Below are 15,545 nucleotides of genomic sequence, written 5' to 3' on the forward strand. Positions count from 1 at the left end.
GGCCACCGTCAGTTGCTGACGTCCTGATCTTCGCCGGTTCCGTCGGGCTTGCCGTCCTTGCCAAGGCTGCGGATGACCACGCCGCTGGCATCGGCCTTCACTTCATAGGAGTAGGGCCTTCCCCACGGATCCTTGAGGCCGGTGTTTCCTTTGAGATACGGCCCGTTCCAGCGCGTTTCGCCGGCAGGCTGCGCGACCAGGGCGTTGAGCCCCTCTTCGTCGGTCGGGTATTTCGCATTGTCGACATAGTAGAGTTCGAGCGCGCTTTCGATGTTGCGGATCTGCGCCTTGGCCGCATTGGTCCTGGCCGCGCCGAGATAGCGCAGCACTTGCGGTGCCGCCAGCGTGGCGATCAGCGCGATGATGGCGAGCACGACCAGAAGCTCGACCAGGGTGAAGCCGCTTTCGCCATGACCGCTTTCGCCGCCAGATCTTCTGGCGCGGCGGAATCTCTCGGAGGGTTGAAGAAAGCGCATCATCAGAGCAGTCCCATGTCTAGACCTGCAAATTGTTCCAGCACCCAGCAACAGCCGAGGCCGATGGCGATGAACGGACCGAAGGCGACGCGCGCCCGCGCAGCCGCCGGCCCCGTCGCGACCACCCGCCCGCCGACGAACAAAAGAGCGCTGGCGCTGGCGATGAACAGCAGCACCGGCAGGAGCAGCGGGCTGATCCAGCACGCGGCCGCCGCCAGCATCTTGACGTCGCCGAGGCCGAGGCCGATCCGGCCGGTCATGAGGAAATGGCCGCGCCGCAGCAGCCAGGCAGCGGCGAAAGTCGTGGCGGCGAACAGCAGATGCACCGGCAGGCCGTCTGCGTCCGCCGCCAATTGATAGGAAAGCCCGATGCCGGCCAGCGCCAGGTTTAGCCCGTCCGGAATGATCTGGCGGCGGAAATCGGCGATCGCAATGGCGCCGAGCACAACCGCCAAGGCGATCGTGGCAGCCAGCACGAGAGAGGGGTGCGCAGCCATCGTCAATACGCCAGCCTCTTCAAATCCTGCTGCAGCTTGGTGCCGCCGCGCCGCTTCTGGATCGGCGTCTGCAGGCTGATCTTGCCGCGGAACTCGTCGGTCACCTCGCGCGCTTCATTGATATCACGCACGACATGAGGCCGGATGAAGATGATCAGTTCGGTTCGTCCGATACTGTCGTCCTTCTGCTTGAACGCATTGCCGATGATCGGGATATCGCCCAGGATCGGCATCTGGGTCCGGTCGACATTGTTGCGCTGCTGGATCAGGCCGCCCAGCGCCAGGCTTTCGCCGTCATTGACCAGCACCCGCGTCTGGATCTTGCGCTGCTGGATGGTCGGCGAATCGATGCCGGAACTGGTCGTCTTGGTCACATTGCTGACCTCCTGCTCGATGTCGAGCATGACCCTGCCGGCAGCATTGATGCGCGGCGTCACCGTCAGGATGACGCCGGTATCCTTCATCTGGATCGAGTTGATGATCGGCGCGCTGCCGGTCGTCGTGTCTTGCTGTTGCTGGGTGGCGATCGGTACCTGGTCGCCGACCTGCAAGATCGCCTTCTGGTTGTTCAGCGCCATGATGGTCGGCGCCGAGATGACGTTGACGTCGGTGATGCTGGACAGCGCGTTCAGCGTCACCTGGATGTTGTCGGTCGCATAGCTCCAGCTGAAGCCGGGCAGTGCGGCCGCGGCCGCGCCCTTTGCCACGTCCGACAGCGAGATCTTGGTGCCGCCATTCTCGAAGAACCAGCGCAGGCCGTATTTCAAATCGTCGTTGAGGGTGACCTCGGCGATGACGGCTTCGAGCATGACTTGCGTCGGCAGCACGTCGACCTTGGACAGGATCTGCTCGATGCGCTCATAGTCGCGCGCCGTGGTCTGGATCAGCAAGGCATTGTTCTCGACATCGGCGACGACCGTGGCGTGCGCGGGCGGTTGTCCATCCTGCAAATCGGGCAGTGAAGGCGAGGGGCCGGTCAACGGCGCCGGCGTGACGCCATCCGACTGCATGGCGATCGGCGTCTGGTTGGGCGACACGTTCGAGCCGCCGGATTCGCCTTCGGTCTTCACCGTGGTGCCGAGAACCGAGCTCAGCACCGCGGCCAGTTCCTTGGCCGGCCGGTTCTGGATCTGGTAGACGAAGAGCTGGTTCTCGTTGGTCTCGGCCAGCCTGTCGAGCTTGTTGATCCATGTCGAGGCGCGCGCCAGATAGGCCGGGCGCGAGGTGATCACCAGCACCGAATTCAGCCGGTCATTGGGGATGAACTGGATCAGCTTGGCGCCTGGGCCTTCCTTGGTGCCGAAGATCGAATCGAGCTCGGCGGCAACCGCTTCCGGCTTGGAGGTCTTCAACGGATGCAGCGCCACCGACATGCCGCGCATCCAGTCGACATCGAACACCGAAACCGCTTCGCGGATCGCATTGAGGTCGCTGTCGCTGCCGGCGACAGTGATGATGTTGCGGGTGGAATCGACCCTCAGCACCGAGCCCTGGCGGGTGATCGGTTCGAGAATGGTCTTCATCTCGTCGGCGGCGATGAATTGCAGCTGCAGCACCTGCACCTTGACGCCGGGGCCGGACGGCGAGGTCGACGGCACGCTGACGGGCGGCGTCGAGGCCATGATCTCCGACAGCGGCACGATCTGGTAGGTGCCGGCGCGGCTGGTAATGCCGGCGGCGTTCACCGCGAGCGCCGATTGCAGGATATCGACCAGCGCATCCTTCGACACCGGCTGCGAGGTCTGCAGCGTCACCGTGCCTTGCACGCGCGGGTCGACGATGTAGTTGAGGTGCAGCGCATCGCCCAGCACCGCCTTGGCCGCGTCGGCGATCGGCGCATTGACCAGATTGAGCTCGAACTTGCCGGCGCCGTCGCTGGTCACCTTGGTGACCGGCGCGCCCGACGACACGAACTGGCCCGTGCCCTGATACTGCGCGCCGTTGAAACGCTGCGCGGCACTCTGCGCCGAGGTGATGGTGGCAGGCCCTGTGTAGCCCGACCGCAAGGGCGAGTTCTTGGCATGCAGGCTGTCGATGGTCTCGGTGAAAAAATCCGGCGAAGACGTGCAGCCGGCAACAGCCAGCAGCGTGCACAACACGACGCAATGACTCGGCTTGCTCGACATCCACCCGATTCCCCTAGGGGTCCAGTCTAGGGCTTCTTGCAAACCGATGTCGGGAATGATGGCGGTGTTTGCGGTCTATCCACAGGGTAGGTGGGGTTGCCCAGGCAGGGCGGGAGCGTTGCCGATCTGGATATCGATGGAGGACGCTTGCGCTGCAGCACAGGAGCGCGATCTCGGTCGGGGCTGCTTTAGACTAGGCTACAGAGGCGGCGTGGCCTTGGTATGGGAGGTCAAGCCGACATCGCGAAAAAGTGCACTGTCACCGTAATTCCCATGCGGTCAATCTACACGCGGCGATAGCCAGGCGAACAGGGTAAAAGCGCACTGTCACTGTAATTCCTATCGTCGGCTACCTCAGATTTATCAAAAACAAATAAAAGCGACACTGTCGCCACAAAATCAAGCTGCGGTAAGTCGGAGTCCTGTTAACTTATTGGAATCGTATATATTTTTAAAATTATCTGAAACGATTACGTCGAATCTGGCGACAACGGGATCGTGCAGTCTAAATAAGTCCAGATCTGTCGAAAATCCATTTTTTAATTTTAGTTCGAAAATCCGGGATATACTCCCGTCATCATATTTTTCATAAGATGAATTTAAAAAATCGAATCCGTCCACTTCTTCCATAGGCACATATATTTCTAAGTCGTATTTGTCAGTTTTTGCTGTGTAAAATTTGTGGCGACTCCGTAAAGTTATCGACCCAAACAGCTCGAATATTTCGCGCCTTGCAAACAAGACACCCCTCTTAGCAGTAGGCACGAAATCTCCGATTGGAAGGGGGCGTTGTTTGTCAAAACGGAATTGCAACTTACTTTGGTCGATGTCTCTCGCACCTTCCATTCCCAGAAGATCTTGCGATCCATAGTCATTCCCCCAATCACCAAGGATGGCATAATTTCTGATATCTTGTTCGGCTCGCCAATATAGCATCATAGCTCCTTAGAATTGAGTTCTACCGGCGGCGACGTCGTTCGCCCAAGCGTTCGCCGCATTCTTTTCGCCCCTCTCGTGGTTTGATATTTCATTATCAACCTTCGAGATTTCTTTGCCTATTCTACCAAGAGTGTCCTCCGTCTTCTTTCTTGTTGTAGCAAGTCCTAACTCCCTTTCAACCATTTCGGAATATAGAGTGGTATGCTTACCAAGATGGTTACTCAGTCCGATACCATTTTCTGCAGAGTTCAGACCAATTGCAAATTTCGAAAGTTGGGCCCGCGCGGCAGCTGCGTTCTTAGCTGTCAGTTCGACAATGTGATGCGCCTTCTGCCCTACGGTTTGTTTCCCGGCAGCCATTAGTGCCCGAGAGAACGTCGTTGTGCGGACACCAGGGTCCGTGGGTGTCGATCCAAACAGCGACTGCGACATCACATTATCCCAGGCAGCTTGCTTCGCGTCCTCCGGCGCCATCCCTTGAGCTACGTAACTTTGGGTCTGATTGTCGAGTTCTCGCTGTTGTTCGTCAGTTAGGTCTTGGAGTTTGGTCGGCGTGATCATAGCTACGCCGAATGTAACAACCCCCGCCACAGGATTGACAAAAGCGACTAAGCCTCGCCATCCGACGGCTTCCGCCCCCGCAAGAGCTGCCTCGTAAGCGCTTGCATCCCCATTAAGATGTCCGTTCGGGTCGCTTTTGTTAACCGGATCGTTCTGGGCATATGCATACCGATTGGTGCCCACGCCCGGCAGTGTCGGATCCCAATCATCGGGCGAGATGAACCGCCCCAGCACCGGGTCCATGTACCGGGCATTGAGATACAGAAGCCCGGTTTCGGCATCGAAGCGCTCGCCTATATAGCCCTTCTGCGTTTGGAAGCCGGTGTTGAGGCTTTCGCCATAGGTGGCGTAGGTGGTGCCTTCGACCACGGCGCCCGACATGTCGGTGACCAGCCGCACCGAGGCCAGATGCTCACGGTGCAGGAAGTATTTGGTCGTGCCGACAACCTTGATGTCGGGATGCGGGTAGCGCGTGTAGATTTCGGCGCCCGGTGTCGCCGGATTGATCTCGACATTGGCGTCGGGATAAAGCGTCGTCGCGAAGCTCGATGTTTTCTTCGCCCGCGCTCCGTCCGGTCCATAGGCGAGATTGACGGTGTTGGAGGCAAGGCTGACGGTCTTCAGCCGGTTGGCCTCGTCCCAGGCGAGCGTGCGGCTGCCGTCCGAGGTGAGGTTGCCATTGGCGTCATAGGCCATCGCATTGGCGCCGACGGTGACCGGTGCATGCGGGCGCGGGGATGTGGCCGAGGGATAGACGTAGGTGCCGGCCACACGCGTGCGTGAGGTCATGTTGTCGTTGGCGGCATAGACGAAAGTCTCGTCGAGCGTGTTGTCGCCGAGATTGTCCGCCGAGGTCAGCCGGTCGGCATTGTCATAGACATAGTTCCAGCTGCCGGGCGCCGACGCCCCGACAATGTTGGTGATGCGGCCAAGGTTGTCGCGGGTATATTGCCGGTCCATCAATGTGGTGGCGCCAAGTGCCGTGGTGATGCGCGTCACCCAGCGCCGTGTCGGCGAGTAGGTGAAGGACGTCTTCACGCCATTGACGTAGGTGATCTCCTTCGTCTGGCCATCGGCCTCGTAAATGGTCGAGGTGATGAAGCCGGGTGCCGAGGCCAGCCTGTTGCCGGCGGTGTATTGCAGCGGCGCGGCCGTCGTGCCGAAGTCGAGCTGCACCGGCAGATATTGCGTCGCCAGGGTTTGCCCCGAGGCATCGCGCAGCGTCGTCGTGGTGTGGGTCAGCGTGCCGATCGTGGCATCCTGCCGCGCCACCTTGCCGAAGCCATCATATTTGTAGCTCTGCGTGGCGGCAGCATTCTGCGACGTGGTCAGCTGGCCGATGTTCTGGAAGCCGGCCGAGGCCTCGTCATAAGTGTTCTGCGTCAGGACAAGCGGGCTGCCGCCGGAAGCCGTTGCCGTCTTCAGCGTCAGCCGGTCCATCTGGTCGTAACTGAGATTGGTGACGGTGCCCCTGGCATCGGTCTGGCTGATCAGCCGGTTGGCGGCGTCATAGACATAGGTCCAGGTGCCAAGATCGGGATCCGATGCCGACAGCCGGTTGCCGAGCAGGTCATAGGTGTAGGACCAGTTGGAACCGCCGGGATCGCTGACGCTGATCAAGCGTCCCAACCGGTCGTAGTTGCGTATCTCTCGCAAAAAGAGGCCAGTGGCATCGCGGATGACGACCACAGGGTCGCCATGCACCCAATTATAGATGGATGTCCTGTGGCCGAGTTCGTCCTGCATGAGCACGCCGGAGAAGACCGGGTTTACACCGACGGTGCCGGGATCGAGAACTTGATTGTAGGTCCGTTGGCTGGCATCCGGATTGACCGTCTTCACCAGCCGGTCGGCCCAGTCGTAGCTGTTGGTGGTCCATTGCGCGGTGTCACCGGCGAACCTTGGGAAAGCGGTGCGCAGCACATTCCCGCGTGGGTCGAAATCAGTATCGGCAATGCGCTTTGGCCCAGCCGCCGTCTCACCAGGGTTTTCGACACGATAGACCCGGCCAAGCCCGTCATAATAGGAGCGGGTAAAATCCTCGCCGGCGCCATTGGGCAGCGGCGTGTATTTGACCAGCGCCTGCGTCGCCGGATTGCCCTCGTTCTCGAACCGCATCTTGGCATAGGCGCCGGTCACGCTCTGCGACACCTGATAGGGCCGGCAGAACGGATCGTAGGCGAAGGTTTTCACCAAGCCATTCAGGTCGGTCTTGGTCGCCGGCAGGCCGCAGATGGGATTGTAGGTGGCGCTCGAGACAAAGCGCGTGTCCGCCGTCTGGCCGCCGGTGGCAAAATAGCGCGGTGCCCGCTCGGTTACGGGATAGAGGTGATAGGTGGCGTCATAGTCCCACTCGGTCTTGTGACCGAGGCCGTTGGTGGCCGAAATCTTGTTGCCGTAGCTGTCATAGGCAAAATACTGGAAAGTGGTTTTCTGCGGGCTCGAATAGATGTCGTTGAAGCTCACTCGCAAGGTGAGATTGCCCTTGGTTGGCGGGGTCGTGTTGTCGGCGTGGTTGTTGTCGTAGAAGTTCGAAATCCAGCCAATGTACGGGAATGACCCATCAAAACCGGCTTGCGTTGTCACGGCGCGCGGCAGTGACACGATATAGGCTGCGGTGTTGGGCGCGAACAATCGAGCCGTTCGCACCTCGTCACCGCTGGTATCGGTGCGGCCGTAGTCGTCCTGGACGGTGACGTTGTTGTAGGCGTCGAAATAGCGCACGACCCGAGTGGCCAGCGAAATGTTGGTGGTTAGTCCCGTGTCGGTCTCGGTCAGCGTCGTGTCGGTCGCCGTGTTCTGCACCGTGTATGGCTTGCTCGCCGTGTTGACGGCATAGGTTCTCGGCCACCTGCTTGTGCACGGTGCCCGCCCCATCCTTCCAAACCGTCAGCGACGGCAGGCCGTAGCTCGCCAGATCCTGGCGATATGTGGTCGTCACCGTCGAGGGCGCCGTCTCACCATTGGCCAGCGGTTTGGTCTCGACGATCGAGGCAAAGCCCAAAAATTTGCGCGCCGCCGGATCATATTTGCCGCCGGCATAGGTGTAGGTCGACACCGCCGTCTGGCCACGGCCGTCGCTGACCGAAAGTTTTGTGACCGCATGCACCACCTGCGGCAGGTAGTTGTTCGCCCAGGTCGATGACGGCGTGTACTCGGCCGCGACCGTCCCGCCGAGTTCCGTGGTGATCTGCTTCAACAGGTTCGGGTTGCCCGTTCCGGCGTTCGAGAAGAACATGTTGTTGTAGTCGGTGAAGTCCGGCAGGCCATCGCCGTTGAAGTCGCCGACAACCGTGCCAGCGGAAATCCCCGAAGGCAGCGTGAACTGCACCGGCGTCAATGCTGTTGACGACGGACGGAGCGAGAAAACCCGCACAGGGCCGGTGCGATACTGCTGTGTGATCGTCCCGCCAACGGTGATGACCGAGGCTTTACCGCTGTTGTCGAAGTCGCGAAGAACCGCTGTCGGTCCCGACATCGAGGAAACCGAATAGTTTTTGAAGCCGGTCCCGGTTGACAGCCAAACGGTGGCGCTGCCGTCATTGCCACTATAGCGCAAAATGTCTGTTGCGCCGTCGCCATTGACATCGCCCATGACACTGGTGCCAGGACCCGAGATCGAGAACGATGTTCCGCTGGCCTGCCAAACGCCGTTCGAAAGCGTTCCTTTTTTTGCCGTTCCTCCGCTATCCAACAGGAGCGGCTGTTGCCGGCCATTACCGAAGAAATCGCCAATGATTACAGGCGAGCTGCCTCCGACGGCATTGAGATTGTCAATGCCATCGCCATTCGCGTCGGTAACAATGGGAAACGGTGATACATCGGCAATAGTAGTTGGGAGTGCAGCACAAACAGCTTGGTAGCCTGCGGGTGCGCAAGAAGCCTTGGTCAGCCCCAGGGAGTCATCTGTCTGAATGATCGAATTGTGTGGTGTGTAGGTCGTGCGACCAGTGGCGCCGTTTGTAAAAGCAGTTACGACCGTATCGGCAAAGTCAATAGTATTTTTGGTTGCAGAGAAGCGGCCAAGTTGCGAGAAATACTGTGGAATATCAGGATCGGTGTAATTTGTGGTGTCAATCACCTGTGATACGCTTCCGTTCTGCACACCACTTGAATTGAATCTATAGATGGATTTGGTCCTCTGCTTGGCCGGACAAGGCCCTTGGTTGGCGTGACAGGTATCCACGTCCCGGATAACGTCGCCAAAAATCTCGTCTTGGCCGTCGAAATCCAAATCGCCAACCCCCTGGTCTTGAAGGGTGCGCCACTCACCGTCCCATAAACCCCATCGGTGCTCTGATAGGCCATCTGGCCGATGATCTTTGACGTGCCACCGGTGATGGTGCCGTCGGTGGCGATTGTCGCATCGGTGCCGTAGCGGGTGACGGCAGTCAGCCGCGAGGTGTTGGAGAATGGCGCCTGGTCATAGGTCAGCTGATAGGCGCCACGCAGTGTGCCGCTGACCGTCACGCCGATCGTCTTGATGCGCTGGCTGGTCTCGGAAATGTCGCGGCCATTGCCCATCAGGATCATGTCCGGACGGGTCTCGTAGTAGAACTTTACCACCGTACCGTTATAGCTGACGCTGTCGGGGTAGCAGACCGGGCTTGCCGGGCAGGTGTAGCTGTAGGTGACCGTGTTGCCGTTGGTGTCGGTCACCGAGGTCAACAGCCAGCGATAGCTCATGGCAAGGTCATAGGCCGGCGTGCCGGCCGTCGGCGTCAAATTGGCAATGGCTGCCACCGAGCGGAAGGTCGAGACCGTGCCGTCTCTATCCGTCACCTTCCATTCATTCGTGGTGCTATTCAGAGCAATGCGGCGATAGCTTTCATTCTCGGTCGCATGCGTGCCGCCGGTCGCGCAGGATGGCGAGACCATGCCGGCAACGCACGCCACCATCGCCTGGCCATCGAGCAGATAGATGTCATGGCATCATAGGCCGGCATGCCATAACCGGGCGTGGCGCGTTCGATGACGTCAAAACCATCGAGACCCCAGGCATAGCCGAGCCAGCCCTGGTAGAGGCCGCCGGTCTTGGTCTTGCGCGAGGAGTTGTAGTTCAACGCGATCTGCGGCTCGATGCCATGGAAGGCGGGAACGTCGATGCCGATCGAATAGCCGAGATTGCCGTTGCCGGCAGCCTTGGGCAGGTCCACCTTCGGCGTGCCGACTGCTTCGGGATCGCCGCTGTCGGTGGTCGTGGTCGCGGCCGCCGTCGCCGCGGCCGTTGCAGCCGGCTCCTCGGGCGCCGCCTCGGTATCGGTCGTCTTCGCCACGGCGCCGGCCTTGGCGTCGGTTGTCTTGGCATCCGTCGACTTGGTGTCGGCGGCCTTGGCATCAGCCGGCTTTACGCCAACCTTGGCCGCCGCGTCCGAGCTGCCGGTCCCTGATGAACCGCCGCCGGTTGATGGTGTCTGCGTCGACGAATTCGGCGGGCTGCCCGCGGCCGGTCCGCCGGCTCCCAGCGCCGCCCCGCCATTGCCGTAGCCGGCAGCAGAGTTTCCTGTAGTCGCGGAAGAGCCTGGGCTCTCCTGCGCTTCGGCTCATATAAGAAACAGCAGAAATATCCGCGCCGACGACACTCGCGGCAAGCACTGCCGCGCCAACAAGCAACCGCTTCATGAATCCCCCGAGCCAAGTTGCTTATCGATACTCACCTTTCATTTGACGGATACGACGCACGCTCGTCACAAAACCAATATCCACAGACTTATTTTCGGGGGGCAAGACAGAACGCCGCGCAAACTCAGCGAAATTTAGCCGGATCGGCCAACTTGCTGATGGTGCACTCTGTCGCGCTAAAGCGCGGGCGTAGAAAAGCGGCGGAGAATTTCATGGTGTCGGGCGCTGCAATTGGTATTGGCTGAGGCACGGCACGGACAATCCTGCGGCCGGCGGTCGAAACAACCGGGCGCCTACACCGGTTCCGTCTCGTCCATCATCTGCTTCACGGCATCCGCCGACTTGGTCATCTCTGCTTCGTCGGTGGCCCAAACCGCGAAGCGTTCCAGCAAGGTGGCAAACGTCACCAATTCCTGCTCGTCCCACTGCGCCAGTGCCCCGGCGAAAATCCGCCATTTGGTCTGACGAACCGCCGTCACCAGGCGTTCGCTCCTGGCGGTGAGCTTGAGGCAAATGCGCCTGGCATCGAGTTGGGATGCGACGCGGAAGGCGTAGCCGCGCTCGACCAGATCGGCGGAGATGCGGCTGGCGCGGGAGGGGTCGATCCCCATGCGCTCGGCGATGATGCCGACCGTCACCTCGTCCCGTGGCGCGTCGCCGGCGCCGGCGCTAAGTGCGACAATCGCATCGAGATGGCTTACTTCCAGCGAGGGATCGATGCGGGCCAGGATCAGGCGACCGAAATCCCGACGCTGGACGGAGCGGCGCACCTTGGTCATCACCGCATCGATGGCGGCGACGGCGTCGGCTGCTGCTTCGGACATGCCACTGCTGCGCGCCAGATCCGCCAGGTCCTGATCGCCATGCGTTTGACCCAGGGCGGAAAATCGGTCCGGTTTGCCCGGCTCGGTATCGTTGCTGCTCATATTAGAGCGCGCTAGCAAAAATATATGCAAATGTCAACTATGTGCTTATAGCATATATTTGATATTGACATATATCTGCCATGAGCACATAAACCGCGCCCAGCCTGCGGAGATACCGCCCAGCCTGCGGAGATATCAATGACTCTCGACTCGACCATTCCGGAAGCGGTGCCCGTAGAGAGTGAGGCCAGACCCGACTTGACGACGCTGATCGTCTATTTCGGCGCGCTGATTGCCATGTTCATGGCCACCATCGACATGCAGATCGTCGTCACCGCCTTGCCCACCATTGCCGGCGAACTCGGCAATCTGCATCTGTTCGGCTGGGTCGGCGCCGCCTATCTGCTCTCGACCGCCGCCGTCGCGCCGTTCTACGGCAAGCTCGGCGATATGTATGGCCGCAAGAACGTGGTGCTGACGGCGATCACCTTGTTCCTGCTGGGTTCGCTGGTCTGCGGCATGGCATGGTCGATGGAAAGCCTGATTGCGGCGCGCGTCATCCAAGGTATTGGTGGCGGCGGCCTGATGGTCTCGGCCTTCGCCATGATCGGCGAACTGTTCGGGCCACGCGACCGCGCCAAATATCAAGGCTACAGTTCGGCGGTTTTCGCGCTGTCGTCGGTCCTCGGTCCCTTGGCCGGCGGCTATATCACCAGCCTGTTCGGCTGGCGCTGGGTGTTCCTGGTCAATCTGCCGATCGGCATCGTCGTGCTGGCGATCCTGGCATTCGCCATGCGCAGCCGGTTCAACGAGAAGAGGCATCGTATCGACTACCTGGGCGGCTTGCTGCTGGCCGTCGGCACCACGGCCATCGTCTATTGGGGCTATCATGTGCTCGACCCCGCCGGGCCGGATCTGCTCACCTTCGCGCTGCCGGTCCTCGCGCTGGCAGCCATCGCCGCGTTTATCATGGTCGAGCGGCGGGCCGAGGAGCCGATCGTGCCCTTACGGCTGTTCGGCATCTCGACGGTGCGCATCGTCTCGGGCGTATCGGTGGTCGCCGGATCGGTGACGCTCGGCATGTTCTTCTATTTCGCGCTCTACATGCAGACGCTGACGGGACTGAGCCCGGCCGAAGTCGGCTTCCTGTTCCTGCCGGCTTCCCTGACTTCGATGGTCATCTCGATCGTCGCCGGGCGGGTCATTGCCGCAACCGGCCGCTACAAATGGATGCCGGTGGTGGCCATGGGGATTGGCGGGCTGCTGATGATAGGCTTTGTCTTCATCAATTCGCACACGCCGATCTGGGTGCTGGCGGTGATGATGGGCCTGTTCGGCATCAGCATGGGCCTGCAATTCCAGGTGCTGATCGTGGCGATCCAGGCCGCCGCACCGCTGCGGGACATCGGTGCGGTGACCTCGCTGATCACCCAGGCGCGGACGATCGGGGCGTCATTGGGACTGGCGCTGAACGGCGCGGTGATGACCTGGGCCTTGAACCGACAGACATCAGAGCTTCCCGCCGATACGGCCGCCCTGCTGCCGGACGGCCTGACCGGCTTGACCCCGCATTTGGCGTCAAGCCTGTCGCCCGCGGTCCGCGATGTGGTGCTCGGCCACTACTCCAGTGGCTTCAACGTGATGTTCATCTGGGTGGCGGCGCTGTACTTCGTCGCCATGGCGCTGACGCTCCTGCTGGAGGATATCCAGATCCCGAAGCGGGGCTAGTCTAGTCAGGTTGACGGTCCGCGGCCGGGCGGCGCCCGTCGATCCACAGCGCAAGCAATGTGCAGGCCGCGCCCGAGAGCAGATAGGCGCCGGCGGCGATGAGGCCGAAATTGCCGGCCAGCAGCAGGGCGGCGAGCGGCGCGAAACCGGCGCCGAACATCCACGCCAGATCCGAGGTGATCGCCGAGCCGGTATAGCGATACTGCCGGGAAAAGCGCGAGGCGACGACACCCGACGATTGCCCGAAGCTCAACCCGAGCAGAATGAAGCCCAGTACCATGAACAGCGCCTCGCCGACGGCGCCGCCATCCAGAAGCTGCGGGGCAAAGCCGCTGAAGGTCGCGATGGCGATCGCCGAACCGCCGAGCAGCGCACGGCGTCCGACGCGATCGGCCAACGGGCCCGATGCGACGATGGCAGCGATGCCAAACAGCGCGCTCACCGCCTCGATCATCAGGAAGCGTGCCGGCCCCTCATTGGTGAACAGGAACACCCAGGAAAGCGGAAACACCGTCACCATGTGGAACAGGGCGAAACTCGCCAGCGGCGCGAAGGCGCCGATGACGACGTTGTGGCCCTCGGCCCTGATCGTGTCCCTGATGCGCGTCGGCTGCAGGTCGCCGCTCTCGTACAGTTTCGAGAATTCGGGCGTAACGACAATGCGCAGCCTGGCGAACAGGGCCACGACATTGATGGCGAAGGCGACGAAGAAGGGATAGCGCCAGCCCCAGGAAAGGAAGTCGTCGGCCGACAGATTGGCGACAAAGAAGGCGAAGAGGGAACTCGCCACGATGAGGCCGATCGGCGCGCCCAGTTGCGGGATCATGGCATAGAAGCCGCGCCGGTTCTCAGGCGCGTTCAGTGCCAGCAGCGAGGGCAGCCCGTCCCATGTTCCGCCGAGCGCCAGCCCCTGTCCGATACGGGCAAGCGCCAGAAGCCAGATTGCGACCGCGCCGATGTCGCCTGAGGCGGGCAGAAACGCGATGGCGACGGTCGACGTGCCGAGCAGGAACAGAGCGATGGTCAGTTTCGCGCCACGGCCATAGGCGCGGTCGATGGCCATGAACAGAACCGAGCCGAACGGGCGCGCGACGAAGGCCAGCGCGAAGATCGAGAAGGAATAGAGCGTGCCGACAAGCGGATCGTGCGTCGGAAATATGAGCTTGGGAAACACGATGACGGAGGCGATCGCATAGACAAAGAAGTCGAAGAATTCCGACGTCCTGCCCACGATCACGCCGACCGCTATATCGCCGGCGCTGACCTGGCCATGATGCGAGCCGATCAGCTCGCTGTTGGTTTCGGCAGTCGAAGTCTGAGCCATCTTATCCGTCGCCACCGCGTGGAATGAACTGTCCGGGACCCAATTCTAGGGATTCCCCAAGGGTTCTATTGTGCACTGCACACTGCGCCAAAGCCATGCCGGCTGGGCATTGGACAAATTGTCCAATGTTGCCGCGCCGCCGCGAGCAGTAGCCCTTGGATCGATACCGCACTGCAACATGAACGGTTGCCGCGGTCCATCGAGGGCAGCGTTTGATGAAACGATTTGGAGCCTTGCTTCTGTTCCCCCTGGCCGGGCTGATGAGCGGCTGCGATCTGGTCGTGCTCGCGCCCGCCGGCGATGTCGCGGCCCAGCAGCGCGACCTGCTCGTGGTCTCGACCCTGCTGATGCTGGTCATCATCATCCCGGTCATGGCGTTGACGGTGTTCTTCGCCTGGCGCTACCGGCAATCCAACGCCTCGGCGACCTATGCGCCGGACTGGGACCATTCGACGAAACTGGAACTGGTGATCTGGGCGGCGCCGCTGCTCATCATCATCTGCCTTGGCGCGCTGACCTGGCTCGGCACGCATCTGCTCGACCCGTACCGCCGCATCGACCGCATCGAGCCCGGCCAGCCGGTCACCCAACTGCACAAGCCGCTGCGGGTCGAGGTCGTGGCGCTCGATTGGAAATGGCTGTTCATCTACCCGGACTACGGCATCGCCTCCGTCAACGAACTGGCCGCACCGGTCAACCAGCCGATCGACTTCCGCATCACCTCGTCGGCGGTGATGAATTCCTTCTACATCCCAGCCCTTGCCGGGCAGATCTATGCCATGCCGGCGATGGAGACGAAGCTGCACGCCGTCATCAACCGGCCGGGCACCTATAGCGGCTTTTCGGCCAATTACAGCGGCGCCGGCTTTTCGGGGATGCGCTTCGCCTTCCACGGCCTGTCCGACCAGGCTTTCGAGCAGTGGGTGGCGCAAGCCAGGACCGCGTCGGCCGCGCTCAGCCGAGAGAATTATCTCGAACTCGAAAAGCCGAGTGAGAACGAGCCGGTCCGCCACTATGCCTCCGTCGATCCCGACCTTTACGGCGCCATTCTCAATCTGTGCGTCGAGCGCGGCAAGATGTGCATGAACGAGATGATGTCGATCGACGCCAAGGGTGGCCTCGGTCTTGCGGGTGTGCGCAACACGCTGCCGCTGCAATACGACAAGTTCGCCCGGCGCGGCGCGGTGTTCGGCAACGATCCGTCCTATGTCGCCAGCATCTGCACGGCGGAGGAGGCGGCTGCCGCGGCGCGCGCGGCCAGCGATGCCACGCCGGCGGATTGGCCGGCCAGGAATCTTTCCCCGCTGCGTGGGGCGGGGCTGCTGAGGCCAGGCACCGAGAGCCGTCGCGCCGAGGCGGATACGCCGTCGCTCGGCTTGTTGCGACGCGAATTGTGAGAGACAGAA

Annotated in this window: 12 protein-coding genes; 2 read left to right on the top strand and 10 right to left on the bottom strand. The window is 61.3% G+C overall.

Going from position 1 to position 15,545, the window contains the following annotated elements:
• Positions 1-8: 8 nt before the first annotated feature.
• The 9 genes from gspG to AC04SF_RS26070 form a co-directional block, all read right to left on the bottom strand.
• A complete protein-coding gene (gene gspG / locus AC04SF_RS26030; protein ID WP_488480115.1) occupies positions 9-479 on the bottom strand; it encodes a type II secretion system major pseudopilin GspG in 471 nt (156 codons plus the stop codon).
• Complete coding sequence (locus tag AC04SF_RS26035; RefSeq protein WP_488480116.1) at positions 479-973, bottom strand: prepilin peptidase; 495 nt, start codon at positions 971-973, stop codon at positions 479-481. The genes gspG and AC04SF_RS26035 overlap by 1 nt, the downstream gene beginning before the upstream one ends.
• A gap of 2 nt (positions 974-975) precedes the next feature.
• Positions 976-3,099, bottom strand: a complete 2,124-nt coding sequence (gene gspD, locus AC04SF_RS26040; protein ID WP_488480117.1) for a type II secretion system secretin GspD — start codon at positions 3,097-3,099, stop codon at positions 976-978.
• 399 nt (positions 3,100-3,498) lie between these two features.
• A complete protein-coding gene (locus tag AC04SF_RS26045) occupies positions 3,499-4,038 on the bottom strand; it encodes a hypothetical protein (protein WP_488480118.1) in 540 nt (179 codons plus the stop codon).
• 6 nt (positions 4,039-4,044) lie between these two features.
• Positions 4,045-6,717, bottom strand: a complete 2,673-nt coding sequence (locus tag AC04SF_RS26050; RefSeq protein WP_488480198.1) for an RHS repeat-associated core domain-containing protein — start codon at positions 6,715-6,717, stop codon at positions 4,045-4,047.
• A gap of 535 nt (positions 6,718-7,252) precedes the next feature.
• Complete coding sequence (locus AC04SF_RS26055; RefSeq protein ID WP_488480119.1) at positions 7,253-8,680, bottom strand: toxin TcdB middle/N-terminal domain-containing protein; 1,428 nt, start codon at positions 8,678-8,680, stop codon at positions 7,253-7,255.
• Positions 8,677-9,381, bottom strand: a complete 705-nt coding sequence (locus AC04SF_RS26060) for a hypothetical protein (protein ID WP_488480120.1) — start codon at positions 9,379-9,381, stop codon at positions 8,677-8,679. Before AC04SF_RS26060 ends, AC04SF_RS26055 begins: the two co-directional genes overlap by 4 nt.
• Before the next feature lie 23 nt (positions 9,382-9,404).
• Positions 9,405-9,875 carry a hypothetical protein gene (locus AC04SF_RS26065; RefSeq protein ID WP_488480121.1) on the bottom strand — a complete coding sequence of 157 codons (471 nt, stop codon included), beginning with the start codon at positions 9,873-9,875 and terminating at the stop codon, positions 9,405-9,407.
• A gap of 639 nt (positions 9,876-10,514) precedes the next feature.
• On the bottom strand, positions 10,515-11,045 hold the full coding sequence (locus AC04SF_RS26070) for a MarR family winged helix-turn-helix transcriptional regulator (protein WP_488480122.1): 531 nt from the start codon (positions 11,043-11,045) through the stop codon (positions 10,515-10,517).
• Between the two features lie 240 nt (positions 11,046-11,285).
• Here AC04SF_RS26070 and AC04SF_RS26075 point away from each other — a divergent pair, with 240 nt between their 5' ends.
• Entirely contained in the window at positions 11,286-12,815 is a 1,530-nt protein-coding gene (locus AC04SF_RS26075) for an MDR family MFS transporter (RefSeq protein WP_488480123.1), read from the top strand.
• Position 12,816: 1 nt separating this feature from the next.
• On the opposite strand, the gene AC04SF_RS26080 is transcribed toward AC04SF_RS26075, so the two are convergent.
• Entirely contained in the window at positions 12,817-14,139 is a 1,323-nt protein-coding gene (locus tag AC04SF_RS26080; RefSeq protein ID WP_488480124.1) for an MFS transporter, read from the bottom strand.
• 215 nt (positions 14,140-14,354) lie between these two features.
• Between AC04SF_RS26080 and cyoA the strand changes: the two genes are divergently transcribed.
• Positions 14,355-15,536 carry a ubiquinol oxidase subunit II gene (gene cyoA / locus AC04SF_RS26085; RefSeq protein ID WP_488480125.1) on the top strand — a complete coding sequence of 394 codons (1,182 nt, stop codon included), beginning with the start codon at positions 14,355-14,357 and terminating at the stop codon, positions 15,534-15,536.
• The last annotated feature ends 9 nt before the right edge of the window (positions 15,537-15,545 follow it).

Source organism: Mesorhizobium sp. CNPSo 4671 (assembly GCF_057784245.1).